This is a genomic window from Rubrivivax soli (assembly GCF_049810355.1).
Lineage (GTDB): Bacteria > Pseudomonadota > Gammaproteobacteria > Burkholderiales > Burkholderiaceae_C > Rubrivivax.
Genome location: NZ_CP187368.1, coordinates 3,523,253 through 3,548,096, shown reverse-complemented (window position 1 = coordinate 3,548,096; position 24,844 = coordinate 3,523,253). Strand labels below are relative to the sequence as shown.

General features: G+C 72.4%; 18 protein-coding genes and 1 pseudogene. 13 read left to right on the top strand and 6 right to left on the bottom strand.

The annotated features are described in order from the left end of the window. Positions 1-6 precede the first annotated feature (6 nt). Positions 7-2,190, top strand: coding sequence for a GAF domain-containing protein (locus ACPOLB_RS16185; RefSeq protein WP_425257040.1), 2,184 nt, complete (start codon positions 7-9; stop codon positions 2,188-2,190). Here the strand turns inward: ACPOLB_RS16185 and ACPOLB_RS16180 are convergent. After that, positions 2,180-2,815, bottom strand: a complete 636-nt coding sequence (locus tag ACPOLB_RS16180) for a biliverdin-producing heme oxygenase (RefSeq protein WP_425257039.1) — start codon at positions 2,813-2,815, stop codon at positions 2,180-2,182. The two genes, ACPOLB_RS16185 and ACPOLB_RS16180, sit on opposite strands and share 11 nt — an antisense overlap. A 42-nt stretch (positions 2,816-2,857) precedes the next feature. Here ACPOLB_RS16180 and ACPOLB_RS16175 point away from each other — a divergent pair, with 42 nt between their 5' ends. Beyond that, complete coding sequence (locus tag ACPOLB_RS16175; RefSeq protein ID WP_425257038.1) at positions 2,858-4,486, top strand: peptide chain release factor 3; 1,629 nt, start codon at positions 2,858-2,860, stop codon at positions 4,484-4,486. An 11-nt stretch (positions 4,487-4,497) separates the two neighbouring features. On the opposite strand, the gene ACPOLB_RS16170 is transcribed toward ACPOLB_RS16175, so the two are convergent. Continuing rightward, positions 4,498-6,501: an alpha/beta hydrolase family protein gene (locus ACPOLB_RS16170; protein WP_425257037.1), complete on the bottom strand. Its 2,004-nt coding sequence runs from the start codon at positions 6,499-6,501 to the stop codon at positions 4,498-4,500. A 106-nt stretch (positions 6,502-6,607) separates the two neighbouring features. Here ACPOLB_RS16170 and ubiA point away from each other — a divergent pair, with 106 nt between their 5' ends. The 3 genes from ubiA (at position 6,608) to ACPOLB_RS16155 (ending at position 10,787) form a co-directional block, all read left to right on the top strand. Beyond that, on the top strand, positions 6,608-7,507 hold the full coding sequence (gene ubiA / locus ACPOLB_RS16165; RefSeq protein ID WP_425257036.1) for a 4-hydroxybenzoate octaprenyltransferase: 900 nt from the start codon (positions 6,608-6,610) through the stop codon (positions 7,505-7,507). A gap of 117 nt (positions 7,508-7,624) precedes the next feature. Continuing rightward, on the top strand, positions 7,625-8,587 hold the full coding sequence (locus tag ACPOLB_RS16160; RefSeq protein ID WP_425257035.1) for a TAXI family TRAP transporter solute-binding subunit: 963 nt from the start codon (positions 7,625-7,627) through the stop codon (positions 8,585-8,587). Positions 8,588-8,603: 16 nt separating this feature from the next. Beyond that, complete coding sequence (locus tag ACPOLB_RS16155; RefSeq protein ID WP_425257034.1) at positions 8,604-10,787, top strand: TRAP transporter permease; 2,184 nt, start codon at positions 8,604-8,606, stop codon at positions 10,785-10,787. Between the two features lie 27 nt (positions 10,788-10,814). Here the strand turns inward: ACPOLB_RS16155 and proC are convergent, their stop codons facing one another. Next, positions 10,815-11,621, bottom strand: coding sequence for a pyrroline-5-carboxylate reductase (gene proC / locus ACPOLB_RS16150; protein WP_425257033.1), 807 nt, complete (start codon positions 11,619-11,621; stop codon positions 10,815-10,817). 140 nt (positions 11,622-11,761) lie between these two features. Between proC and ACPOLB_RS16145 the strand changes: the two genes are divergently transcribed. The 7 genes from ACPOLB_RS16145 to ACPOLB_RS16115 all read left to right on the top strand — a co-directional run bounded on the left by ACPOLB_RS16145 (position 11,762) and on the right by ACPOLB_RS16115 (position 19,286). After that, positions 11,762-13,927: a hypothetical protein gene (locus ACPOLB_RS16145; protein WP_425257032.1), complete on the top strand. Its 2,166-nt coding sequence runs from the start codon at positions 11,762-11,764 to the stop codon at positions 13,925-13,927. Between the two features lie 4 nt (positions 13,928-13,931). Next, positions 13,932-14,234, top strand: a complete 303-nt coding sequence (locus tag ACPOLB_RS16140; protein WP_425257031.1) for a hypothetical protein — start codon at positions 13,932-13,934, stop codon at positions 14,232-14,234. Beyond that, positions 14,231-14,491 carry a hypothetical protein gene (locus ACPOLB_RS16135; protein ID WP_425257030.1) on the top strand — a complete coding sequence of 87 codons (261 nt, stop codon included), beginning with the start codon at positions 14,231-14,233 and terminating at the stop codon, positions 14,489-14,491. The genes ACPOLB_RS16140 and ACPOLB_RS16135 overlap by 4 nt, the downstream gene beginning before the upstream one ends. A gap of 203 nt (positions 14,492-14,694) precedes the next feature. Then, positions 14,695-15,969 (top strand): Glu/Leu/Phe/Val family dehydrogenase, encoded by a 1,275-nt coding sequence (locus ACPOLB_RS16130; RefSeq protein ID WP_425257029.1) that lies wholly within the window; start codon positions 14,695-14,697, stop codon positions 15,967-15,969. A 185-nt stretch (positions 15,970-16,154) separates the two neighbouring features. Then, positions 16,155-17,369, top strand: coding sequence for a CsgG/HfaB family protein (locus ACPOLB_RS16125; protein ID WP_425257028.1), 1,215 nt, complete (start codon positions 16,155-16,157; stop codon positions 17,367-17,369). Between the two features lie 122 nt (positions 17,370-17,491). Then, on the top strand, positions 17,492-18,475 hold the full coding sequence (locus ACPOLB_RS16120; protein WP_425257027.1) for a Bug family tripartite tricarboxylate transporter substrate binding protein: 984 nt from the start codon (positions 17,492-17,494) through the stop codon (positions 18,473-18,475). Between the two features lie 7 nt (positions 18,476-18,482). After that, positions 18,483-19,286 (top strand): tetratricopeptide repeat protein, encoded by an 804-nt coding sequence (locus tag ACPOLB_RS16115; RefSeq protein WP_425257026.1) that lies wholly within the window; start codon positions 18,483-18,485, stop codon positions 19,284-19,286. Here the strand turns inward: ACPOLB_RS16115 and ACPOLB_RS16110 are convergent. Further along, entirely contained in the window at positions 19,283-22,306 is a 3,024-nt protein-coding gene (locus tag ACPOLB_RS16110) for an L-glutamate gamma-semialdehyde dehydrogenase (RefSeq protein ID WP_425261936.1), read from the bottom strand. The genes ACPOLB_RS16115 and ACPOLB_RS16110 overlap by 4 nt on opposite strands. Before the next feature lie 93 nt (positions 22,307-22,399). On the opposite strand from ACPOLB_RS16110, the gene ACPOLB_RS16105 reads away from it, so the two are divergent. Further along, positions 22,400-22,885, top strand: a complete 486-nt coding sequence (locus ACPOLB_RS16105) for an Lrp/AsnC ligand binding domain-containing protein (RefSeq protein WP_425261935.1) — start codon at positions 22,400-22,402, stop codon at positions 22,883-22,885. Between the two features lie 147 nt (positions 22,886-23,032). Here the strand turns inward: ACPOLB_RS16105 and ACPOLB_RS16100 are convergent. Then, a pseudogene (locus ACPOLB_RS16100) lies at positions 23,033-23,617 on the bottom strand (EAL domain-containing protein); the annotation flags it as partial. A 346-nt stretch (positions 23,618-23,963) separates the two neighbouring features. Beyond that, positions 23,964-24,605, bottom strand: a complete 642-nt coding sequence (locus ACPOLB_RS16095) for a hypothetical protein (protein ID WP_425257025.1) — start codon at positions 24,603-24,605, stop codon at positions 23,964-23,966. Between the last annotated feature and the right edge of the window lie 239 nt (positions 24,606-24,844).

Sequence of the window (24,844 nt, the reverse complement as noted above, 5' to 3'; positions counted from 1 at the left end):
ACCGCCATGGACAGTCCTGCGTTCGGTCAAGCCGACCTCAGCAACTGCGAGCGCGAGCTCATCCACCTCGCCGGCTCGGTGCAGCCGCATGGCGTGCTGCTGGTGCTGCGCGAGGCCGACCTGTGCATCGTGCAGCTCAGCGCCAACAGCGCGCAGCTGCTGGGCCGCGCGCCCGGGCAGCTGCTGCAGCAGCCACTGCACACGCTGGGCGGCACGCTGGCACGGCAGGTGGCGGCGCTGGCCGCGGCCGGCGACCTGCTGGAACCGGTGGCGCTGCAGTGCAGCCTGGACGCGGGCGACACGCCCGACCAACCTGCGCGGCGCCTGGAAGGCAGCGTGCACCGGCTGGCCGGCGGCGGGCTGGTCGTCGAGCTGGAGCCAGTGGACCCGCCGGCGCCGGGAGTGCCGCCGGCCGTCTTCCTGGCGCCCGAAGCGCTGGCGCAGCACCTCGCGGCCGGCGTGCAGCGCTTCACCGCGGCAGCCAGCCTCGGCACGCTGGCCGACGGCGTGGCGCAGGTGTTCCGCGAGCTCACGGGCTACGACCGCGTGATGGTCTACAAGTTCGACCCCGACGGCCACGGCAAGATCATCGCCGAGGCGCGCAACCCGCGGCTGGAGTCGCTGCTGGGGCACCATTACCCGTCGACCGACATCCCGCAGCGCGCGCGCGAGCTGTACCTGAAGAACCGGGTGCGGGTGCTGGTCGACGTGCACTACACGCCGCAGCCGCTGCTGCCCGAGCTGCTGCCGCTGACCGGTGCGCCGCTGGACATGTCGATGTGCGCGCTGCGCAGCATGTCGCCCCTGCACCTGCAGTACCTGAAGAACATGGGCGTCACCGGCACGCTGGTGGCCTCGCTGGTGCGCGAGGGCAAGCTCTGGGGGCTGGTGGCGGCGCACCACTACAGCCCGCGCCACCTGCGCGCCAGCGTGCGCGCCGCAGCCGACCTGCTGGCCGAGGCCGCGTCCACGCGCATCACGGCCATCGAGAACTATGCGCACGCCCAGGTGGCGCTGCTGGTGCGGCGGCTGGAGCAGCGGCTGATCGAGGCCACGTCCACCGAGGGCGACTGGCGGCTGGCACTGTTCCGCAACCCGCGCACACTGCTGCAGCCGCTGGAAGCCACCGGCGCAGCGCTGTTCCACGACGGCGAGATCCTCACCAGCGGCGAGGTGCCGTCCACGCCCGAGCTGCGCGCGCTGTGCGACTGGGTCGACCTGCAGACGCCCGACGCCGGCGGCGCGCCCTTCGCGTGCTCGTCGGTGGGACAGGCCACGCAGGCGCTGGAGTCGCTGACGCCCACCGCGGCCGGCGTGCTGGCGGTGAAGCTGTCGACGACGCGGCCCGACTACCTGATGTGGTTCCGCAAGGAGCAGCTGCTCACCGTCACCTGGGCCGGCAACCCGGCCAAGCCGATGGTGAACGACGATCCGCTGACGTTGTCGCCACGGCGCAGCTTCGACGCCTGGAGCGAGATCGTGCGCGGCACCGCGGTGCCCTGGAGCAACGCCGAGCGCGTGATGGCACGGGCCCTGGGCACGGCGCTGGTGGACATCATCGTGCAGGTGCACGCGGTGCGGCTGCTGATCGCCGAGCACCAGCTGGCGCAGATCCGCGCCACCGTGGGCGCCTCGCGCGAGCCGGTGCTGGTCGCCGACCCGGCAGGCCGGCTGATCTTCGCCAACGGCGCCTTCGCTGCGCTGCTGGGCCCGGGCGTGCCGGCGCCCGAGCCGGGGGCGATGGTGGCCGACTTCTTCGACCGGCCGGCCCAGGTGCAGCGGGTGCTGGCCGGGCTGGCGCTGCAGCCCTGGCGCGGCGAATGGGCCGTGCTGCAGCCCGGCGCGGCCGGCGGCAGCGTGCTGCCGGTGGCCGTGCGCGCCGAAGCGGTGCCGGCGCGCGACGGCGCCATGCTCGGCTTCATCCTCACCGTCACCGACCTCAGCGACACGCGCCGCACCGCCGAGGCGCGGCGCCACCTGGAACTGGCGCTGCAGCGGTCGGCCCAGCATCCGCAGGCGGCCAGCACCGATGCCGTGATCGGCGCCATCCTCACCAACGCCAGCCTGGCGGCGATGGACATCGCCGACGGCGCCGGCGGTCCGCCGGTGGCGCCGCTGCTGCAGGAGCTGGAAGCCTCGGCCCAGCGCGCCACGGCGCTGTACGCGCAGATCCGCAGCTTCAGCCCTTAGCCTGGGTCCCCCGGGTCTCCTGCGCCGCCGGCTGCAGTTCCTCGAACAGCCGGATGTGCTGGGCGAACGACCAGCAGGCCTCGGCAACGATGGCGTCGGCGGCGGCGCCCGCGGCAGGCAACGCCGCCAGCGCACTGCGCAGCTGCGTGATCAGCGCCTGCACGCGCGCGGTGTCGCCGAAGTCGTAGAAGCGTGTCGCCTCCACCCCCAGCGTCGCGGCCACGCGGCGCTGCAGCACCTGCCCGCCGTGCAGGTCGCCCAGGTAGCGCACGTAGGCGTGCGCCAGCAGCGGCGGCGGCGGCGTGCGCTGCAGGCGCTGCACGTAGGCCTGCGTGGCCGCGGCCAGCGGCAGTTGCGTGCGCCACTGCGCGCCGTGCAGGTCGGCCAGGTCGGCGGCCAGCGGCGCGCTGCGGCGCAAGGCCTCGGGCTGCACGTCGAAGGCGGCCTCCAGCGCTGCGTAGATGGCGTGCAGGTTGCGCAGCAGCAGCGTGTAGCGCGCGCGCTCCAATGTGCCGCGCAGCAGGGCCGCCATGGCACCGCTGCGCTCGGCCTGCTGGTGCAGCGCACGCGTGTCCCGGCGCAGGCGGTCGGCCAGCGTGGCGGGGTGCGCGAATGTGTCGGACAAGGCGGCACCGATGATAATTCGCGGTTCCCCGCCGAGCCTGCCATGTCCACCGACACCCCTTCGCGCATCACGACCGAGGTGCGCCGCCGCCGCACCTTCGCCATCATCAGCCACCCCGACGCGGGCAAGACCACGCTGACGGAGAAGCTGCTGCTGTTCTCCGGCGCGATCCAGATCGCCGGCAGCGTGAAGGCGCGCAAGGCGACGCGGCACGCCACGTCGGACTGGATGGAGATCGAGAAGCAGCGCGGCATCTCGGTGGCGTCGAGCGTGATGCAGATGGAATACCGCGACTGCGTCATCAACCTGCTCGACACGCCCGGCCACCAGGACTTCAGCGAGGACACCTACCGCGTGCTCACCGCGGTGGACGCGGCGTTGATGGTGATCGACGCGGCCAACGGCGTGGAGCCGCAGACGCGGCGGCTGCTGCAGGTCTGCCGCGCGCGCAACACGCCGATCCTCACGTTCGTCAACAAGATGGACCGCGAGGTGAAGGAACCGCTGGCGCTGATGGACGAGATCGAGCGCGAACTGGGCATGGAGGTCGTGCCCTTCACGTGGCCGGTGGGCATGGGCAAGGTCTTCCACGGCGTGATGGACCTGCGCGAACGGCAGATGCGCGTGTTCAGCCCGGGCGAGGACCGCAAGGGAGCCGACGACGAGATCCTCGACGGGCTGGACAACCCGGCCTATGCCGAACGCTTCGGCATGCAGTACGAACAGGCCCAGGGCGAGATCGAGCTGCTCACCGACGCCGCGCCGGTGTTCGAGCCGCACGCCTTCCTGGCCGGCCACCAGACGCCGATGTTCTTCGGCTCGGCGGTCAACAACTTCGGCGTGCGCGAGGTGCTGGACGCGCTGGTCGACCTGGCGCCGCCGCCCGCCGACCGCACGGCGATCCAGCGCAAGGTGCACCCCGACGAACCCAAGTTCAGCGGCGTGGTGTTCAAGATCCAGGCCAACATGGACCCGGCGCACCGCGACCGCATCGCCTTCCTGCGCGTGGCCAGCGGCCGCTTCGAACGCGGCATGCGGCTGAAGGTGGTGCGCAGCGGCAAGGAGCTGCGCCCGAACACCGTCGTCACCTTCATGAGCCAGCGCCGCGAGCTGCTGGAAGAGGCCTTCGCCGGCGACATCATCGGCATCCCCAACCACGGCGTGCTGCAGCTGGGCGACACCATCACCGAGGGCGAGGCGCTGCAGTTCACCGGCCTGCCGTTCTTCGCACCCGAGATGTTCCGCAGCGTCGAGGTGGCCGACCCGCTGCGCACCAAGCAGCTGCGCGCCGGCCTCACGCAGCTGGGCGAGGAAGGCGCGATCCAGGTCTTCCGCCCGGTGGCCGGCAGCGTGCTGCTGCTGGGCGCTGTGGGCCAGCTGCAGTTCGAGGTGGTGGCGCACCGGCTCGAACATGAGTACGGCGTGAAGGCACGCATCATGCCGGCGCGCTACAACGTGGCGCGCTGGGTGACGTGCGAGGACCCGAAGGAGCTGCAGCGCTTCATCGACGGCAACGCGCACCGCGTGGCGCTGGACGCGGTGGACGCGCCCACCGTGCTGCTGGAATACGCCGGCGAGCTGCGCGCGATGCAGGACAACTGGCCGAAGATCCAGTTCCACGCGCTGCGCGAGCACGCGGGGCTGGTGTTCCAGAAGCAGCTGGACGGCTGATCAGCAGCCGATCAGCGCGGCGCGTCCAGCGACTTCGCCAGGAAGGCCTCCAGCCGGCGCAGGTGGTCGGCGGCGTTGGCAGACTGCACGAAGCCATGGCCTTCGTCGGGGTAGTCCACGCGTTCCACCTGCACGCCGGCCGCACGCGCGGCCCGCTCGAAGCGGTCGGCGTTCTCCTTCGGCACCCGCCGGTCCAGCGTGCCCTGTGCCAGGAAGATGGGGATGCGGATGTCCGTCACGCGGTGCAGCGGCGAGGTCTGGCGCAGCTGCTCGGCGTCGGCCTTGGGGTCGCCCAGCAGCGCCGGCAGGCTGTGGCGCTTGTCCTGGCCGGAGATGTCGTTCCAGCGCGAGCTGTACATCAGGTCGAGCTCGGTCACGCCCACGTGGCTGGCGGCGCAGCGGTAGGTCTGCGGGTGCCGCACCGCGCCCATCAGCGCGGCGTAGCCGCCGTAGCTGGCGCCGACGATGCACACGCGCTGCGCGTCGACCAGGCCCTGCTGCGCCGCCCAGGCCACCGCATCGGCCAGGTCGTCCTGCATCGCCAGGCCCCACTGCTTCCAGCCGGCGCGGAAGTGGCGGTCGCCGAAACCGGTGCTGCCGCGGAACTCGACCTGCAGCACGCGCCAGCCGCGGCTGGCGAAGAACTGCGCCTCGGCGTCCCAGGCCAGGTTGCTGCCGCGCACCCAGGGCCCGCCGTGCACCAGCACCACGGCCGGCAGCGGCTTCGCCGGCTCGGCAGCGCCCGCCGGATGCGTCACGACCACCGGCAGCGGCAGGCCGTCGCGCGCGGCCACGCGGTGGAAGCTGCGCCGGCCCTGCGTGGCCTCGGGCAGCCAGGGGCGGCGTTCGCCGATGCGCTGCAACGCGCGCTGCGCATGGTCGTAGACGTAGTACTCGCCAGGATGGCGGTCGCTCCACGACTGCACGACGAAGCGCTGCACGGTCTCGCAGCGCCCGCACAGCAGCACGTTGGTGCGCCCGGCAGGCAGGCTCTTGTCGACGATCTGCTGCACCTGCGCCAGACGCTCGTCGAACCACACGCTGAGCCGGCGGTCGGCGGTGGTGTGCAGACCCACGACGCGGCGGCTGCGGGTGTCGGCCTCGATGCTGGCGCTGACGTCGAAGCCCTTCAGCGCGACGATGGGGTCGGCGTCGAGCGCGCGCTTGGCCGGCTGGTAGCCGTACAGCGCCATGGTGTCGCCGCCGCGCTGCGTGGCCACCACCAGCGTGCCGTCGGCCTCGAGCGCCAGCGGAAAGATGCGCTGGTTCGACAACGCGGGCTCGTCCTGCAGCAGCGCCCACGTCTCGGTGCCGGGCGCACGCCAATACACCTTGCCACGGCCATCGCGTTCGACACCCACGACCCGCGGCTCACCGGCGGCGTCGAGCAGCCAGCCGTCGGCGCCGTCGGGCGCGTTGCGGTTCATCATGCGCAGCGTGCCGTCCAGCGTGTTCAGCCGCGCCAGCTTCGGTGGCAGCGCGTCGTTGTCGAGGTCGGCGGCGCGCTGCACCACCATGACGTCGGCGCTGCCGTCGTCCAGGGACTGGTGGATGGACCAGCCATACGGCAGGATGCGCGAGCGGATGCGGCTGGCGGTCTCGTCGTTGCGCCAGCGCCAGTCGATCAGCTGCGTCAGGTTGCTGCCGTCGCGGTCGACGGCGAACACGCCCGCATCACCTTCTTTCACCAGCACCGCGGCCGCTTCGGCGTCAGCGGCAAAGAAGTGCAGGCGGCGGTCGTTGACCCAGCCCACGCTGTCCACGCGCGACTTCGGGAAGCCGCCGACCACCTTCACGTCGCCCGGCCGCGCGAGGTCGATCACCGCGGCCACCGCAGGCTGGTCGCGCACGCGCCAGACCAGCGCCGCGTGCTCGCCCGAGGGCGAGACGGTCACGCCGCTGATGGCCGGCGGCGAGGCAAAGTGGCCCGCATCGAGCCGCGTGGCGGCAGCACCTGCCGCATGGCCCAGCAGCGCCAGGATCGCCGCAGCGCGGCACAGGGTCGTCGGTCGCATCGTGGTGGTCTCCCTGGTGGCGGGGGCCTGCACGACTAACGCACCCCCTGAGTCGCGCCAGTCTAGTGGAGCCGGCCGCGGCCGGGCACCCACCCATAATGACGCCGTGAACACCGCCTCGCCGACCGCGGCATCGCGCCTGCCGCTGTACCTGGACCTGATCCGCTGGGACCGCCCGGCGGGCTGGCTGCTGCTGCTGTGGCCCACGCTCAGCGCGCTGTGGATCGCCGCCGACGGCTGGCCGGGCTGGCACCTGCTGGCGGTGTTCGTGCTGGGCACGGTGCTGATGCGCAGCGCCGGCTGCTGCGTCAACGACGTCGCCGACCGCGAGTTCGACCGCCACGTCAAGCGCACCGCGCAGCGCCCGGTCACCAGCGGCGCGGTGCCGGTGCAGGAGGCGCTGGTGCTGGGCGCGGTGCTGGCGCTGGCGGCCTTCGCGCTGGTGCTGACGACCAACCCGCCGACCATCCTGCTGTCGTTCGTGGCGCTGCCGATCGCACTCGTCTACCCCTACGCCAAGCGCCTGGTGGCCATGCCGCAGGCGGTGCTGGGCGTGGCCTTCAGCTTCGGCGTGCCGATGGCCTTCGCGGCGGCGCTGGGCGGCATGGAGTGGCGGCTCGACGCCGTGCCCGCCGCCGGCTGGTGGCTGCTGCTGGGCAACCTGTTCTGGGTGCTGGCCTACGACACCGAATACGCGATGGTCGACCGCGACGACGACCTGAAGATCGGCATCCAGACCTCGGCCATCACGCTGGGGCGCTTCGACGTGGCCGGCGTGATGCTCTTCTACGCCATCCACCTGCTCAGCTGGGCCTGGATCGGACGCTGGCTGGGCCTGGGCGGCTGGTACCTGCTGGGCATCGGCGTCGCGGCGGCACAGGCGCTGTGGCACTACACGCTGATCCGCGACCGCTCGCGCGACGGCTGCTTCCAGGCCTTCCGCCAAAACCACTGGCTCGGGTTCGCGGTGTTCTGCGGCGTCGCCACCGACCTGGCGCTGCGCTGAGCCGGCGGCGCCTGGGCTGAAACCCGGGGCAGCAGGGCCGTCCCTGCGTTGCAGAATCGGCGCACGCTGCCGGCGTGCAGCGCCGCCTCTTCTTCAGCCCCCGTTCCGGAGATCACCATGTTCACCCGCAAGCGCTTCCTCACCACGCTGACCCTGGCCGCCGGCCTGGCCCTGCCGCTGGCCGCGCAGTCGCAGCAGTTCTTCCGCATCGGCACCGGTGGCACCGCCGGCACCTACTACCCGGTGGGCGGCATGATCGCCAACATCATCAGCCAGCCCGGCAAGATCGTCGCCACGGCACAGGCCAGCAACGGCTCGGTGGCCAACGTCAACGGCATCGTCGGCGGCGCGATGGAAAGCGGCTTCTCGCAGGCCGACGTGGCCACCTGGGCGCAGAAGGGCACCGGCATCTACACCGGCAAGCCCAACGTGCCGGGCCTGCGCCTGATCGCCAACCTGTACCCCGAGAGCGTGCACGTGGTGGTGCGCAAGGGCGCCGGCATCAAGAGCGTGGCCGACCTGAAGGGCAAGCGCGTGGCGCTGGACGAACCCGGCTCGGGCACGCTCGTGAACGCCCGCGCCATCCTGGCCGCCTACGGCGTGAAGGAATCGGACATCAAGCCCGAGTACATCAAGCCCAACCAGGCCGGCGACAAGATGAAGGACGGCTCGCTCGACGCCTTCTTCTTCACCGGCGGCGCGCCGGCCGGCGCCATCGCCGAGCTGGCCTCGGCCGGCGGCGGCATCGACATCCTGCCGATCGACGGCAAGGAAGCCGACGCGCTGCGCGCCAGCAGCGGCTTCTTCGCCGCCGACCTGATCGCCGCCGACACCTACAAGGGCGTGGGCGCGGTGAAGACGCTGGCCGTGGGCGCGCAGTGGGTCACCAGCGACAAGGCCGACGCCAACACGGTGTACGAGGCGGTGAAGGCGCTGTACTCCGAAGCCGGCCAGAAGCAGCTCGCCGCCGGCCACGCCAAGGGCAAGTTCATCACCAAGGAGAACGCCGTGCAGGGCGCGGGCATTCCGTTCCACCCGGGTGCCGAGCGCTTCTACAAGGAAGCCGGCCTGCTGAAGTGACGACGACGGCCGCCCGATGAGCACCCCCCCCACCGCGCTGGACGAGAAGAAGCTGCAGGAACTGGAGCAGAAGTTCGATCCGGAAATGCGCTTCCGCCCGCTGGGCACGGTCACCAGCACGGTGGTGGGCGCGCTGCTCATCGCGCTGTCGGTCTTCCACTACTACACCGCGGGCTTCGGCCTGCTGCAGGAGGTCACGCACCGCGGCCTGCACCTGGCCTTCGTGCTGGGGCTGATCTTCCTGGTGTTCCCGCACCGCAAGGCGCTGCTGGCACAGACCGCCGGCGGCGTGCCCTGGTTCGACTGGCTGCTGGCCGCCGCCGTCGTGGTGGCCGTGGTCTACGTGCCGTGGATCTTCGAGGACCTGACCTTCCGCGTCGGCAACCCGCTGACGATCGACGTCGTGATGGGCAGCGTGCTCATCGTGGCGCTGCTCGAGGCCACGCGGCGCAGCATGGGCTGGCCGCTGCCGCTGATCGCCATCGCCTTCATGGCCTACGCGCTGGCGGGGCCGCTGTTCCCGGGGCTGCTGAAGCACCCGGGCGCGGGCTGGAGCCAGCTCGTCAACCACCAGTACCTCACGAGCCAGGGCGTGTACGGCGTCGCCGTGGGCGTGGTCGCGACCTACGTCTTCCACTTCGTGCTGTTCGGTGTGCTGGCCACGCGCATCGGCCTCGGTCAGCTGTTCCTGGACCTGGCCTCCAGCGTCGCCGGGCGCCAGGCCGGCGGGCCGGCGAAGGTGAGCGTGTTCGGCTCGGCACTGTTCGGCATGCTGTCGGGCTCGTCGGTGGCCAACGCGGTGACGGTGGGCTCGCTGACGATCCCGGCGATGATCCGCGTCGGCTACAAGCGCGAGTTCGCCGGTGCGGTGGAAGCCGCCTCGTCGACCGGCGGCCAGATCACGCCACCGGTGCTGGGCGCGGCGGCCTTCCTGATGATCGAGTTCCTGGCGCTGCCGTACCAGACCATCATCATCGCGGCGGCCGTGCCCGCCTTCATGCACTTCTTCGGCGTCTTCATGCAGGTGCACTTCGTCGCCAAGCGCGACGGGCTGCGCGGCCTCACCGACGCCGAGATGCCGCGCCTGCGCGAATCGCTGGCGCTGCGCTGGCCGACGCTGATCCCGCTGGTGCTGCTGATCGGCATCCTGGTCAGCGGCCGCACGCCGTATCTCGCGGCCTTCACCGGCATCACCTCGTGCGCGATCGTCGGCCTCACCACCACGGCCGGGCGCAACAGCGCGGCGCAGTGGGGCCTGCTGGCGGCGCTGCACGCGGTGCTGCTGGTGCTGGTGTTCGGCGGCATCGAGAGCACCGAAGCCAGGCTCGGCCTCTTCGGCGCCGCGCTGGTGGCCACGCCGCTGCTGCTGCGCGCGCTGCGCGTGCAGGGCCGCATCGGCCTGCCGGTGCTGCTGGAAGCCTTCGGCACCGGCGCCAAGTACGCGCTGGCGGTGGGTGCCGCGGCGGCGACCGTGGGCCTGGTGATCGGCGTCGTCACGCTCACCGGCGTGGGCTTCAAGCTCAGCACCATCATCACCGGTGCGGCGCAGGCCGCAGCCGGCGGCGTGGGGGCGCTGCTGCCGGCCTGGCTGATCGAGCCGAAGACGCTGACGCTGCTGGTGGCGCTGGTGATGACGGGGCTGGTGTGCATCCTGCTGGGCGCGGGCATCCCGACCACGGCCAACTACATCATCATGGTCACGGTGGCCGCACCGACGCTGGTGCTGCTGGGCGTGGAGCCGCTGGTGGCGCACTTCTTCGTCTTCTACTACGGCGTGCTGGCGGACATCACGCCGCCGGTGGCGCTGGCGGCCTATGCCGCGGCGGGCATGGCCGGCAGCGACCCCTTCAAGACCGGCAACGCGGCCTTCCGGCTCGGGCTGGCGAAGGCGCTGGTGCCGTTCGTCTTCGTGTTCTCGCCGGCGCTGCTGATCGTGGCCAAGGGCTACACGCACCAGGACTTCGTGATCACCTTCGTCGGCTGCCTGCTCGGCATCACGCTGCTGGCGGCGGCGCTGTCGCGCTTCTTCCTGGTGCCGATGCGGCGCGGCGAGCAGCTGCTGTGCGCCGCCGCGGCGCTGCTGATGATCGCGCCCGGCCTGTGGCCGACGCTGGCCGGCGTGGCGCTGGCGCTGCCGATGCTGCTGCGCCAGCTGCTGGCCTGGCGCGCGGCCAACGGCGCACGGCCGGCCCCGCCCTGAGCGTGCCGGCGCGGCTGCGGCCGCGCCTCAGGCGCGACCGAGTTCCTGGGCGCGCGTGCGTGCCGCGTGCAGCGCCTGCACGAAGGCGGCGCGCACGCCGCTGGCGTCCAGCGACGTGATCGCCGCGTGCGTGGTGCCGCCCTTGGACGTGACCTGCTCGCGCAGCGCGGTCGGCGACAGCGGCGACTGCATCGCCAGTGCCGCGGCACCGGCGAAGGTGGCCTGCGCGAGCTGGCGGCTCTGCGCCGCGTCCAGGCCCATCTCGGTGCCGGCCTGCACCATGGCCTCGATGAAATAGAACACGTAGGCCGGGCCCGAGCCCGACAGCGCGGTGACGGCGTCGAGGTCGTCCTCGCGCGCCACCCACAGGCTCTGCCCGGTGGGGGCGAACAGGGCCTGCACCTCGGCACGTTCGGCGTCGGACACCGCGGGCCGCGCGTAGAGGCCGGCGATGCCCTGGCCGATGAGCGCCGGCGTGTTCGGCATCGCGCGCACCACGCGGTCGCTGCCGGTCGCGTCCACCAGCGTGTCGCTGCGCACGCCGGCCATCACGCTGAGCTGCAGCGCCTGCCCCACGTGCGCGGCGCAGGGTGCGGCGGCTTCGGCGAAGAGCTGCGGCTTCACCGCCCACACCACCAGGCTGGCACCGGCCAGCGTGGCGTCGGCCGCCGGCTGCGCGGTGATGCCGAACTGCTGCGCCAACTTGTCGCGTTGTGCGGCCACGGGCTCGACCACGCGCACCGAAGCGGCGCTGCGGCCGGCCTGCAGCAGGCCGCCGATGAGGGCACCGGCCATGTTGCCGCCGCCGATGAAGACCACTGTGTCGGATTGCATGGCGGCAGTGTAGCCAGCGCCTGCAGGGGCCCTAGTCTGCAGGCCCCCTAGCAGCCGCAGTGCGCCTTGTGGGCAGCCGGCCCGCTTCCTACAGTGACCGCGACGGCTGCACGGTTGCAGCACGCACGAGGAGACTGACGATGGCGACCAAGACTGTTCCGGGCGTGCCCGCACGCGCACCCGCCGAGTTCGACCCCACGACGCAGAAGCTCAGCAAGACCCAGGCGCTGCGCCTGTCGGCCGTCAGCGGCGTGCAGGCCGAGAGGCTCGCCGGGCTCACGGTGTCCGCGATCGGCGAGCGCCTGCGCTTCCAGATCGAGCCGCAGCTCTTGATGTTCCGCAAGATCTGCGGCCAGGTGGTGAAGACCGACCCGGCCACCGGCGTGGCCTACCCCGTGCCCTACGCCACGGTGCTGGTGGAAGACACCGACTGCTCGCTGCTCGGCTACTTCCCCGCCGGCTCGCCCTGGGCCTGGTACTTCCCGTTCGCGTGCCGGCGCGAGGTCATCGCCAGCGCCCGCACCGACGCCTGCGGCAACTTCTGCGTCTGGGTGCCGCGCTTCGACATCGACTGGGTGCTGCGTTGGCGCGCCGAGCGCGTGTGCTTCCCGGTCATCTTCGAGCGCCCCAACCTGCGCGACCTCGTCGAGCAGATCGACCCGCGCATCCCGCGCCTGCCGGGCGACCCGCCGCCGATCGATCCCTTCTTCGACCCCACGGGCGACCCCTTCACGCCGCTCGACCGCGGCCTGGCGCTGACCCGCCTGTCGCACGCGCTGGGCGACGCCACCGTGCAGCGGCTGCAGGCCCTGCAGGCGCACACCGGCTTCGGCGGCGACGCACGCGTACGGCAGTCGGCGCTGAACGCCCCGGGCCACACGCTGGAACTGCCGCCGCCGCTGCCCGCCGACCTGAAGCAGGCGATGGCCGGCGGCGCGCGGGGCAAGGACGGCGGCGCAGCGGCCGCCGCCGACGCGGCGAAGAGCCTCACGGCCAGGCTGCGCCTGGACCCGGCGCAGCTGAAGGGCCTGGACCTGCGGCGCTCCATCGGCCCGTTCAAGCGCTGCGTGACCCAGCTGGTGCCGCAGTGGACGCCCATCCTCGACGTGCCCGACATCACCTTCCGCGTCACGCAGGACATCAACGGCGACGGCAGCGAAGAGACGATCTACGGCGAGACGCACTTCCAGGTGCGCTGGGGCGACACCAGCATCGGCCCGCTGACGCTGGAGGCCGGCCCGCAGGCACGCGCCGGCGTGCTGTGCGGCCCCACCGGCATCCCCTGCGGCAACGTGCCGGCCATCGTGATGGCCGGGCGCATGCCGGTGGCTGCCGAGCCGACGCTGTACGACCCCGTGGAAGGTTATGCGTTGCGCACCAACCGACCGCACCCCACGCAGCTGTTCGCCGACCCGCTGCCCAACCCCGATGCCGCCTCGCCCTTCATGCGCGTGGTCTCGCTGTACGGCTGCAACAAGACCGACAAGAAGGCCAGCCGCTACCGCATCGTCTTCGAGTACAGCACCGACAGCGGCGCCACCTGGAGCGCGAAGGCGCCCATCCTGGGCCTGACCTGGCCGCTGTTCCGGCTCGACGGCGCGGGCAACGCCGAATGGCACCACCCCGTGGCCGACGCCGCCGGCTGGTACCCCATCGCCCTGCCGGCCGGCCCCAACCCGTTCATGCCGCAGGACCTGCTGATGGACTGGCCGACGCAGAACTTCGCCAACGGCCGCTACCGGCTCACGCTGCAGCTGGGCAACGGCGGCAGCAGCGTCACCTCGGAATCGGCGTCGGTGGTCTTCAACGTCGACAACACCACGCCCAGCGGCGTCTTCGACGTCGCGTGGAGCTTCTCGCCCGGCGGCGCCTGGCAGCCGCTGGGCGGCGTGTGCCCGGTGGTGCGGCGCGGCACCACGCCGGCCGACGTGTACTTCCGCGTCACGCTGGCCGCCGCGGCCCGCCACCTGCGTGCGGTGCAGCTGTGGCCCAGCAGCTGCGGCGCCGGCGGGTTCGAGTTCGTCAGCGGCACGGGCGGCGTGCAGCCAGGCGCCGCGAGCCTGGTCTACGAACACTGGCACACGGCCGTCAACGACAACGACCAGACCCTGCAGGTCGTCTACAGGCTGCCTGGCGGCAGCACCGCCGAGGGCACCTACGGCTTCGGCGGCTACGTCTCGAGCCGCGCGTTCAACCCGAGCGGCGGCGACGGCGGCCACCTCAAGACGCCGGCCTGGCAGTACGACCCGGCGCCGGTGGCCATCTGGCCCAGCGTCGCGTTCTCGGTGATCAACGCCGCGCCCTGACGCCGTGGACGACCCCTGGCTGCAGGTGGTGGTGGCCGTGCTCGCCGTCTGGCGGCTCGGCCACCTGGTGGCGCACGAGGACGGCCCCTGGGACGCCGTCGTGCGCCTGCGCCGGGCCGCGGGCGACGGCTACTGGGGCCGCTGGATGGACTGCCCCTACTGCCAGAGCCTGTGGTGGGCGGCGCCCGCCGCGACCTGGCTGTCGTTGCACTGGCAGTGGCCGCTGCCGGCCGGACTGGCGCTGTGGCTGGCCGTCTCCGGCGGCGCCTGCGTCATCGAGAAACTGACCACGAAGGACCTGCCATGACCTGCTGCAGCGGCCGCCGCGCCACCCTGAACCGCGGCAACGGCTTGCGCGCGACACCCGCCGCGCCACCCCGCGCGCGCGATGCGGCGCGGGCACCTGCGCGCGTGACGCTGCACTACCGCGGCCCGGTGCCGATGGTGCTGCCCAGCCCCAGCGGCGCCAGCCCCTACACGCTGCGCGCCGCCGGGCAGGCGCTGGACGTCGACGCCGGCGACGCCGAGGCCCTGCTGCGCACAGGCTGGTTCGTGCCGGCCTGAACCCCGCCGCGGCGGCCTGCCACGGCGTCCATACGAGGCTCTTGCTGGGGTCATGCACAGGTCGCATGACCCGGCCGTGCCGCCGCGCGCGCCGCCGCCTACAGTGCGGCGCCAGGCCGGCACGCACACCGGTGCGGCCCACGAGGCCACGCCGCCGTTGCCCGTGCCAGCCCATTCGCACAAGGAAAGCACAAGGACTCCCGATGACCGAACCTCTCTCTTTCGTCCACCCGTCGGCCGACAGCCCCTGGGGCACCTACATCAGCCAGGTCGACCGCGTGATCCCGTACCTGGGTCACCTGGCGCGCTGGGCCGACACGCTCAAGCGCCCGAAGCGCGCGCTGATCGTCGACATCCCCATCGAGCTGGACAACGGCGAGGTCACGCACTTCGAGGGCTACCGGGTGCAGCACAACCTGAGCCGCGGCCCGGGCAAGGGCGGCGTGCGCTACCACCCCGACGTCACGCTGGAAGAGGTGATGGCGCTGGCGGCCTGGATGAGCATCAAGAACGCCGCCGTCAACCTGCCCTACGGCGGCGCCAAGGGCGGCATCCGGGTCGACCCGAAGAAGCTCAGCCACAAGGAGCTGGAGCGCATGACGCGCCGCTACACCAGCGAGATCGGCATCATCATCGGGCCGCAGCAGGACATCCCGGCGCCCGACGTGAACACCAACCCGCAGATCATGGCGTGGATGATGGACACGTACTCGATGAACACCGGCAGCACCGCCACCGGCGTCGTCACCGGCAAGCCCATCCACCTGGGCGGCAGCCTGGGCCGCGTGAAGGCCACCGGCCGCGGCGTCTTCGTCACCGGGCGTGAAGCGGCGCGCCGCCTGGGCATGGAGCTCGAAGGCGCCCGCGTGGCGGTGCAGGGCTTCGGCAACGTCGGCTCGTCGGCCGCCGAGCTGTTCGCGCAGGCGGGGGCGAAGATCGTGGCCGCGCAGGACCACACCGGCACGATCTACAACGACAACGGCTTCGACATCGCCGACATCACCGCGCACGTGAAGGCCACCGGCGGCGTCGGCGGCTTCCAGGGCGCCGAGGCGATGGGCAACGAGGAGTTCTGGGACGTGCGCTGCGACATCCTGATCCCTGCAGCGCTCGAAGGCCAGATCACCGCGGAACGCGCCCGGCGCCTGAAGGCCCGGCTCGTGCTCGAAGGCGCGAACGGCCCCACCGTGCCCACGGCCGACGACATCCTGGCCGACCGCGGCGTGCTGGTCGTGCCCGACGTCATCTGCAACGCCGGCGGCGTGACGGTCAGCTACTTCGAGTGGGTGCAGGACTTCAGCAGCTTCTTCTGGACCGAAGACGAGATCAACGTGCGCCTGGACAAGATCATGATCGGCGCGCTGAAGAAGATCTGGGACACCGCGGACCGCCACAAGATCACGCTGCGCACCGCCACCTTCGCGGTGGCGTGCGAGCGCATCCTGACGGCCCGCGAGGAACGCGGCCTGTACCCCTGACCGGCCGGCGGCGCTGCTGCGGCTCAGTGCAGCAGCGTCAGCCCCTCCCCGCGACCCGGGGGCGCCGCGCCCCCCTCTCTCGCCTTGGGGATGGCCGCGCCGCGCGCCGCACGGCAGACTCGCGGGCTTTTTGCAGCGCGGGTGCAGCCACGCACCGCGCCCGCGACTTCCCCGAGGACTCCACCATGCCCACACCGATCTTCCGGACCGCCGCGGTCCGCTGCCTGCTGCTGCCGTTCACCGCACTCGCCCTGCCCGCGCTGGCCGCCGACGCGCCCAGCGTCGAGAAGTGCAGCCAGGAGCTCGGCACGCTGGCCGTGGCGGAGCCGCAGGCCCACGTGATGAGCGGGCTGTCACGCTACGGCCTGGGCTCGCCGGCGGTGATGCTGCGCATGCTGGTGCAGGAATCGGGCTGTTTCGCCGTCGTCGAACGCGGCGTCGCGATGCAGAACCTGCAGCAGGAACGTGCGCTCGCCGCGCAGGGCCAGCTGCAGGCCGATGCCAACGTCGGCGGCGGCCAGATGGCGGTGGCCGACTTCGTGATGACGCCCACGGTGCAGTTCTCGGGCGACACCGGCGGCATCGGGGGCGCCATCGGCGGGCTGCTGGGCCGCGCCGGCGGCGCGCTGGGTGCGCTCGGCGGGCTCGCCGGCGGCGTGAAGTTCAAGGAGGCCGAGACCACGCTGCTGGTGGCCGACGTGCGCTCGGGCATCCAGGTCGCCAGCGCCGAGGGCAAGGCCAGCAAGATGAACTTCGCCGTCGGCGGCTGGGGCTGGGGCGGTCTGGGCTGGGCCGGCGGTGGCGGCTTCACGAAGACGCCCGAGGGCAAGCTGATCGCGGCCAGCCTGCTGGACAACTACAACAAGATCGTGCAGTCGGTGCGCGACAAGCCGTCGCTGGTGCGGGCGCGCTCGGAGGCGTCGCGCGCCAACGCCGCCAACTCGGTGCAGGCGACGCCGCTCACGCCGGCCGCGCCGGCAGCCACGCTGGCGCCGGCCGGGGTGGTCGTGTCGCCGGCACCGCGCGATCGGGTCGTCGTGGCGCCGGGCACCGTCGTGCTGCCCAACGTCGCCGCACCCGGCTACGACGCGGCGCTGCCGGCCGGCATGTTCGGTGCGTTCACCGGCCAGTACAACGGCAGCGAGCAGGGCACGCTGTCGCTCGTGGTGGGCACCAACGGACAGGTCACGGGCTTCGGCCAGTCGCCGCGCGCAGGCAACCTGCAGGTGGGTGGCGCGGTGCAGGCCAACGGCACCATGCTGCTGATGGCGGTGGACCAGAAACAGGCGGTGGTGGCGCAGTTCACCGGCTTCATCAACCCGAACACCGGCGACATCATCGGCACCTGGCGCAGCAGCGACGGCAACGCGCAGGGGCAGTTCAGCGGCAAGCGGCAGTAGACGGGTTGGCTGCTGCGGCCCCGTCCCCGGGGCCGTCCCCGTGGCGGGCAGCGGAGCCGCTGGGCTAGCATGGCGGGCTGTGCAGCGCATCGTGCCTGCGCGGTCTGACTGGAGCCCTCCCCGTGTCGCGTCGTCGCCTCCTCACCCTCGCCTGCGCCGCTGCCGCCGGCGCGTTCGCGCTGCCCGCCGCCGTGCAGGCGCAGCCCGCCTGGCCCACGAAGACGGTGCGCATCGTCGTGCCCACCGGCCCGGGCAGCTCGCTGGACCTGATCGCGCGTTCGATGGGCGACAAGCTCGCCGCGCGCTGGGGCCAGGCCGTCGTCATCGAGAACAAGCCCGGTGCCGGCGGCATGCTGGGGCTGGACATCGCGGCCAAGGCCAGCGACGGCCACACGATGGCGATCGGCTTCAACGGCCCCATCGCCTTCGGCCCCTTCCTGTACAAGAAGATGCCCTACGACCCGGCGAAGGACCTGGTGCCGGTGCTGATGACGACCAGCCAGGCCAACGTGCTGGCCGTCAACGCCGACAAGGTGCCGGCCAGGACCGTGGCCGAGTTCGTGGCCTGGGCGAAGACGCAGGGCGGCAAGGTGAACTACTCGTCGCTGGGCAACGGCAGCTCGGCCCACCTGACGATGGAGCTGTTCCTCAGCGAAGCCGGCTTCCCGGCCACGCACGTGCCGTTCAACGGCTCGCCGCCGGCTGCGATGGCCGTGGCGCAAGGCGATGCCGACGCCACCTTCATGGTGGCGCCGGCGCTGCTGCCGCACGTGCGCAACAACAAGGTGCGGCTGCTGGCCGTCAGCAGCGCGCAGCGCCCCGACAGCCTGAAGGACCTGCCGACGCTGGCCGAGAGCGGCTACCGCAACGTCGAGTCGCTGGCCTGGAACGGCTTCTTCATGCCCGCCGGCACGCCCGACGCGGTGGTGCAGAAGGTCAACGCCGACGGCAACGCCGTGCTGCAGGACGCCGCCGTGCGCCAGGGCATGCAGGCGCAGGGCCTGACCATCGTCGGCGGCAGCGCGGCCGACTTCAAGCGCGCCATCGACGCCGACGTGCAGCGCTGGGGCCCCGTCATCACGCGCCTGGGCATCAAGCTCGACTGAACCCGCCATGCAAGCGACACCTTCCGCCGACCCGTGGATCGTCGACGTCTCCGACGCCGACTTCGAGAGCGCCGTGCTCGAACGCAGCCTGCAGGTGCCGGTGCTGCTGGACTGCTGGGCGCCGTGGTGCGGCCCCTGCCGCGCACTGACGCCGGTGCTGGAGAAGCTGGCGCGCGCCTACAACGGCCGCTTCGTGCTGGCCAAGCTGAACACCGACACCTCGCCGCAGGTGGCCGCGGCACTCGGCGTGCGCAGCATTCCGATGGTGACGCTGCTGATCGGCGGCCGCCCGGTCGACCAGTTCATGGGCGCGCTGCCCGAAGGCCAGGTGCGCCAGTTCCTGGACCGCCACCTGGGCGCCGACGTCATCGACGGCGAGGCCAATGAAGTGGGCAGCAGCGAGGCCGACCCGCTCGACGAGGCCGAAGCGCTGATCGCCGAGGGCGCCTTCGACGACGCGCAGGCGCTGCTGGACAGCCTGCCCGCCGACACGCGCAGCGCGCGCCACGCGCAGCTGCAGGCGCAGCTGAAGCTGATGGCGTCCGACGCGCCGGCCGGCGACCCGGCGGCGCTGCTGGAGCGCATCGCGGCGAACAAGAAGGACTTCGAGGCGCGCTTCCAGCTGGCCGCGATCCTCGCCCACCGCGGCGACTTCGCCGCCGCCTTCGACCAGCTGCTCGAAGTGGTGCTGCGCGACAAGGCCGAGCAGCGCGAGGCCGCGCGCCGCCAGCTCGTGGAGTGGTTCGACGTCTGCCCCGACCCGCAGGTGGTGAGCCAGGGCCGGCGCTATCTCGGCATGTACTTGAACTAGGCGCCCGCCGATCCCATGGCGGCCAGCAGCTCGGCGTTGCCGCCCGCGGCGGCGGTGTTGATGGTCAGGGTCTGCTCGGCGCAGAAGCGATACAGGTAGTGCGGGCCGCCGGCCTTCGGGCCGGTGCCGCTCAGGCCTTCGCCGCCGAAAGGCTGCACGCCGACGACGGCGCCGATCATGTTGCGGTTGACGTAGACGTTGCCGATGCGCGCCGCGTCGGCGATGCGCAGCGCGCGGCTGTCGATGCGCGTCTGCACCCCGAGCGTCAGGCCGTAGCCCAGCGCGTTGATCTGGCGCACCACGTCCATCACGTCCCCACCCCAGCGCACCACGTGCAGCACCGGGCCGAAGATCTCGGTCTGCAGCTCGGCGATGCGGCCGATCTCGAAGGCCACCGGCGCCACCAGCCGCGGGAAGGCGGACGCCACTGCCGTCTCGCCGAGCAGCCGGGCCTCGCCGCGCAGGCGCTGCACGTGGCGCTGGATGCCGGCGTAGGCCTCGTCGTCGATCACCGGGCCGACGTCGGTGGCGAGCTCCGCCGGATCGCCGACATTCAACTCGGCGAGCGCCCCGCGCAGCATGGCGATCACGCCGTCGGCGACGGCCTCGTGCACGCACAGCAGGCGCAGCGCGCTGCAGCGCTGGCCGGCGCTGCGGAAGGCGCTCTGCACCACCGCGTCCACGACCTGCTCGGGCAGCGCGGTGCTGTCGACCACCATCGCGTTGAGGCCGCCGGTCTCGGCGACCAGCGGCACGATGGGGCCGTCCTTGGCGGCCAGCGTGCGGTTGATCAGACGCGCCACCGGCGTGCTGCCGGTGAAGCACACGCCGGCGGTCGCCGGGTGCGCCACGAGCGCGGCGCCCACGGTCTCGCCGGCGCCGTGCAGCCAGGCCACGGCGTCGGCGGGCACGCCCGATTCGTGCAGCAGCGCGACGAAGCGGCGCGCCACCACCGGCGTCTGCTCGGCCGGCTTGGCGGCCACCGTGTTGCCCGCCACCAGCGCCGCCACCACCTGGCCGGCAAAGATGGCCAGCGGGAAGTTCCACGGGCTGATGCAGACGAAGACACCGCGCCCGTGCAGGCGCAGCGTGTTGCTTTCGCCGGTGGGGCCGGGCAGGGTCTGTGGCCCGAGGCGGGCCACGGCCTGTTCGGCGTAGTAGCGGCAGAAGTCCACCGCCTCGCGCACCTCGGCCACGCAGTCGCCCAGGGTCTTGTGCGCTTCCTTCACCAGCAAAGCGCAGTACTCGGGCAGGCGCGCTTCCAGCAGGTCGGCTGCCCGCTGCAGCACCGCCGCGCGTTCGGCCACCGGGCGCGTGTCCCAGGCCGCGAAGCCGGCCTGCAGGCGCTGCATCGCGGCCTCGACGTCGGCAGGGCCGACCTCGGCCACGGGCTCGATCTGCACGCCGGCCAGCGCCGCCTGCAGCGGGGCGCGCTGGGCGATGCAGGCCAGGTCCACGCCGCGCGCGTTCGGCCGCGTGGCGCCGTACAGGGCCTCCGGCAGCGGCAGCGCCGGGCCCGGGGCGGCCTGCAGCGGCGAGGCCAGCAGCTGCTCGGCGCTGACGTGCTCGTCGGCCAGCTGGTGCACGAACGACGAGTTGGCGCCGTTCTCCAGCAGCCGCCGCACCAGGTAGGCCAGCAGGTCGCGGTGTTCGCCCACCGGTGCATACACACGGCAGGCGATGGCCGGGTCGCGCAGCACCTCGCGGTACACGCCCTCGCCCATGCCGTGCAGACGCTGCAGCTCGAACGGCGCGCCCGCGCCGGCGTTCGCCCGGCGCGCCAGCTGCACGATGGCCGCGATGGTGCCGGCGTTGTGCGTCGCGAACTGCGGGTAGATCACGTCGGCGTGGCCGATCAGCGCACTGGCGCAGGCGAGGTAGGCGATGTCGGTGTGGTGCTTGTGCGTGAACACCGGATACCCGGGCAAGCCGCCTTCCTGCGCGCGCTTGACCTCGCCGTCCCAGTACGCGCCCTTCACCAGCCGCACCATGAACTTCAGCCCGTGGCGGCGCGCGATCGCGGCCACCGTGTCCACCACTTCGAGCGAGCGCGTCTGGTAGGCCTGCACCGCCAGGCCCAGGCCCTGCCAGCCGGGGAAGGCGGCGGCCACGCGCGCGGCCAGCGCGTCCAGCACGTCCAGGCTCAGCTCCAGGCGGTCGCTTTCCTCGGCGTCGATGGTGAGGTTGATGTTGGCCTGCGCCGCGGGTTCGATCAGGCGCCACACCCGTGGCAGCAGCGTGGCGAAGACGCGGTCGCGCTGCGCGTCTTCGTAGCGCGAGAACAGCGCGCTGAGCTTGATCGAGATGCCGTCCGACGCCATGGGCGACGCCGCCACGCGGCCGCCGGCGATGGCCGCGATGGCGTTCGCGTAGCTGGCGAGGTAGCGCTCGGCGTCGTCCTCGGTGCGCGCGCCCTCGCCCAGCATGTCGTAGCTGAAGCGCAGCCCGGCCTGCGCGCGGCGCTGGCCGGCGGCTTCGTCCATCGCTTCCTGGATCGAGCGGCCCAGCACGAACTGCCGCCCCAGCAGCTGGATCGCGCGCACGGTGGCCGCGACCACGGTGCGCGCGCCCAGGCGCTGCAGCAGCCCCGGCGGCTGCACGCTGTCGGGCAGGAAACGCTTGGACAGCGCGATGGCGCTGGCCGACAGGTTGGCCAGCATCTTGTGCGGGCCGTCGTCGGCGGCGCCGTCGAAGTCGGCGCGGCCCAGCTGGTCGGCGGTGAGCGCGACCGCGGTCTCGGCGTCGGGCACGCGCAGCAGCGCTTCGGCCAGCCGCATCAGCGCCAGGCCCTCGGCGCTGCTGATCGGATACTCGCGCAGCAGCGACTCCATCGCCCAGAACGGCGCCGGCTGCGCACGCACGGCCTGCACCCAGGGTGCTGCGGTGGCCACCACCGCGGGCCAGTCGAGGCTGCCGCGCACGCGCGCCAGCGCGGTGGCGACGACCTCGACCTCGGCGCGGTACGGGAAGGGCAGGCGGGCGGCGGGGGCCGGAGCAACCAAGGCAGCAGGGGTGGGCATCGTCGGGCCTCGTCTGGTGAGATGCGGCAGTGTCGCGGCGGGGGCTCCGCAGGAGATTCGGAATCTGCCCCGCCTGACGGAGAATCCTGCACCATGGATACCTCCAGCACCAGCGCCCCCCGCGACATCGACAAGATCGACCGCCGCATCCTGCGGGTGCTGCAGGCCGACGGCCGCATCAGCAACCTGAAGCTGGCCGAGGCCGTGCACCTGTCGCCCACCGCGGTGCTGGAACGCGTGAAGCGCCTGTCGCGCGACGGCTACATCCTCGGCTACGAGGCGAAGCTGAATCCGGTGAAGCTGGGCCAGGGGCTGCTGGTGTTCGTCGAGATCCTGCTCGACCGCACCGTGCACGACGTGATGGACACCTTCAAGGCCGCGGTGCAGGTGCGGCCCGAGATCCTGGAGGCGCACCTCGTGGCCGGCGGCTTCGACTACCTGCTGAAGACGCGCGTGGCCGACATGGCGGCCTACCGCGAGTTCATCGGCAGCGTCATCTGGACCCTGCCCGGCGTGCGCGAGACACGCACCTACGCGGTGATGGAAGAGGTGAAGAACAGCTCGCGGCTGGCGGTGTAGCGCAGACCGCCGCGCTGCCTCAGTGCAGCACCGGCGCGCCGTCGTCGGCGTGGCCTGCAGCAGCGCCAGCGCGTCCTCGGGCGTCAGCGGCCGGCCCAGCAGGTAGCCGTGGCCGATGTCGCAGCCCATCGCGGCCAGCCGCGCGCGCTGCGCCTCGGTCTCGATGCCCTCGGCGACGATGCTCCTGCCCAGCGACTGGCCCAGCAGCACGATGGCCCGCACCACCGCGGCCTCGTTCGAGCCGGCGCTGAGCGCGTGCACGAAGCTGCGGTCGATCTTCAGGCAGTCGATGGGCAGCGACGACAGGTGCGCGAGCGACGAGTCGCCGGTGCCGAAGTCGTCCACCGCCCGGCCCACGCCCATGCGGCGCAGCTCGGCCAGCTGCGGCAGCGCGCCTTCCAGCCGCGACATCAGGATGTTCTCGGTCAGCTCCAGCGTCAGGTGGCGCGGGCGCACGCCGGCTTCGATCAACGCCCGCGTCACGCGCGCCAGCAGCGCGCTGTGCAGCACGACGTCGGTCAGCCGCGGCATCAGGCCCGATTCCTCGGCGATCGGAAGGAAGGCGTGGGGGCCGTTGCTGCCGTCGGTGGGGTGGCGCCAGCGCGCCAGCGCCTCGACGCCCAGCAGCTGCCCGCTGTCCAGCGCGAACAGCGGCTGGTCGGCCACCTCGGTGTGCAGCCTGGTGTCGAACAGCGCGTAGCGCGCCTTGCCCGCGGCCTTGGCCTTGGACATCGCGGTGTCGGCGTTGCGCAGCACGTCCTCGGCGCGTTCGTAGCCGAAGGCGCTGGATGGCCTCAAGCTCGCGCACGTGGCGCGCGGCCTCGGCCGCCTCCTGCTGGAGGAAGACGTCGTGCAGCGTGGCCACGGCCGCACTGCCGGCCGAGGCGATGCCGACCCAGCCGAAGACAGCGAAGAAGTCCGACCACTGGATGCGCTCGCCGCGCATGAGACGGCCGACCGCGGTGACGAGCAGGATGTTGACGAGGCAGTGCACCAGCGCCGGGACGTGCGCCCCGACCCCACCGCCGCCTCGCCGGCCGCGGCCAGCACGGCAGCGGCCGGGCCCTGCCCAGCAGCGTCAGGAGGACGAAGATCCCGCCGGCCGCGAACGAGTTCTTCGACGGCGGGATGCGCACCGGGAAGAAGCCGGCCAGCATCGCGATACCCGTGCCGGCGGCCACCTGCAGCCAGTCGGCGGGCTGCCTGGCGGCCACGGCCCCCAGCGCCCAGCCCAGGACCACCGCCCCCAGCAGCACCGCCGACCACCAGCAGGCGGTGGCGGGCCCGCGGCATCCTGGAAGCTGCGGTGGGCGCGCATCATGCCCGCGTCGAGCACGGCGATGCCGACACCGCTCCCGTCCAGGCCGCTGTAGCCGCCGTGGCCGTGGTTGCGCACGTTGGCGATGAGCGCGCCGGTGCTGGCATCGAGCAGGCTGGCGGTGCGCCGCACCTGGCGGTTCGGCGAGATGCTGGCGACGTCGTCGCGCGCCGCCAACTGCGCCACCTTGTCGGCCGGCAGCTGCACGGTCAGGCCGCGCACCAGGGCATGGCGCGCCCGCACCGAGCCCCCCAGCCGCAGGACCTCGGCGCGCAGCGCGGTCAGCTCGGGGTCGGCGCCACCGCCGATCACGATGAGCTGCACGTGGCGCTTGCCGCCGACCTCGCGCGCCTGCGTCGGGCGCCTGTCGATGAGAACGGTGCACCGGGTCGGTGAAGCCATCGCGATGCGCTCCGCGTTGCTGCTTCGGGGATCGAGGCGTCTCCTGGAACTTGGGATGCGAATCCAGATGTTTACAAATCGTTGCTGTTGGTTCTGATCAGCGCGAAGAAGCCGGAATGCGGTGCGACTGCGCACCCTGAAGAGTGCCGCCGGAACCGCGGGCGAAGCCCCGCGACTCGCATCGGGATTTCGGCACGCACGGGGGGCACTTGAGGCCGATTTGCATGCGGCCGGGGCGC

Coding starts and splice junctions, on each gene's coding strand:
- ACPOLB_RS16115 (WP_425257026.1), top strand. CDS start 18,483: ATGCAAGCGACACCTTCCGCCGACCCGTGGATCGTCGACGTCTCCGAC.
- ACPOLB_RS16160 (WP_425257035.1), top strand. CDS start 7,625: ATGTTCACCCGCAAGCGCTTCCTCACCACGCTGACCCTGGCCGCCGGC.
- ACPOLB_RS16185 (WP_425257040.1), top strand. CDS start 7: ATGGACAGTCCTGCGTTCGGTCAAGCCGACCTCAGCAACTGCGAGCGC.
- ACPOLB_RS16110 (WP_425261936.1), bottom strand. CDS start 22,306: ATGCCCACCCCTGCTGCCTTGGTTGCTCCGGCCCCCGCCGCCCGCCTG.
- ACPOLB_RS16135 (WP_425257030.1), top strand. CDS start 14,231: ATGACCTGCTGCAGCGGCCGCCGCGCCACCCTGAACCGCGGCAACGGC.
- ACPOLB_RS16130 (WP_425257029.1), top strand. CDS start 14,695: ATGACCGAACCTCTCTCTTTCGTCCACCCGTCGGCCGACAGCCCCTGG.
- ACPOLB_RS16175 (WP_425257038.1), top strand. CDS start 2,858: ATGTCCACCGACACCCCTTCGCGCATCACGACCGAGGTGCGCCGCCGC.
- ACPOLB_RS16155 (WP_425257034.1), top strand. CDS start 8,604: ATGAGCACCCCCCCCACCGCGCTGGACGAGAAGAAGCTGCAGGAACTG.
- proC (WP_425257033.1), bottom strand. CDS start 11,621: ATGCAATCCGACACAGTGGTCTTCATCGGCGGCGGCAACATGGCCGGT.
- ACPOLB_RS16145 (WP_425257032.1), top strand. CDS start 11,762: ATGGCGACCAAGACTGTTCCGGGCGTGCCCGCACGCGCACCCGCCGAG.
- ACPOLB_RS16170 (WP_425257037.1), bottom strand. CDS start 6,501: ATGCGACCGACGACCCTGTGCCGCGCTGCGGCGATCCTGGCGCTGCTG.
- ACPOLB_RS16095 (WP_425257025.1), bottom strand. CDS start 24,605: ATGGCTTCACCGACCCGGTGCACCGTTCTCATCGACAGGCGCCCGACG.
- ACPOLB_RS16125 (WP_425257028.1), top strand. CDS start 16,155: ATGCCCACACCGATCTTCCGGACCGCCGCGGTCCGCTGCCTGCTGCTG.
- ACPOLB_RS16105 (WP_425261935.1), top strand. CDS start 22,400: ATGGATACCTCCAGCACCAGCGCCCCCCGCGACATCGACAAGATCGAC.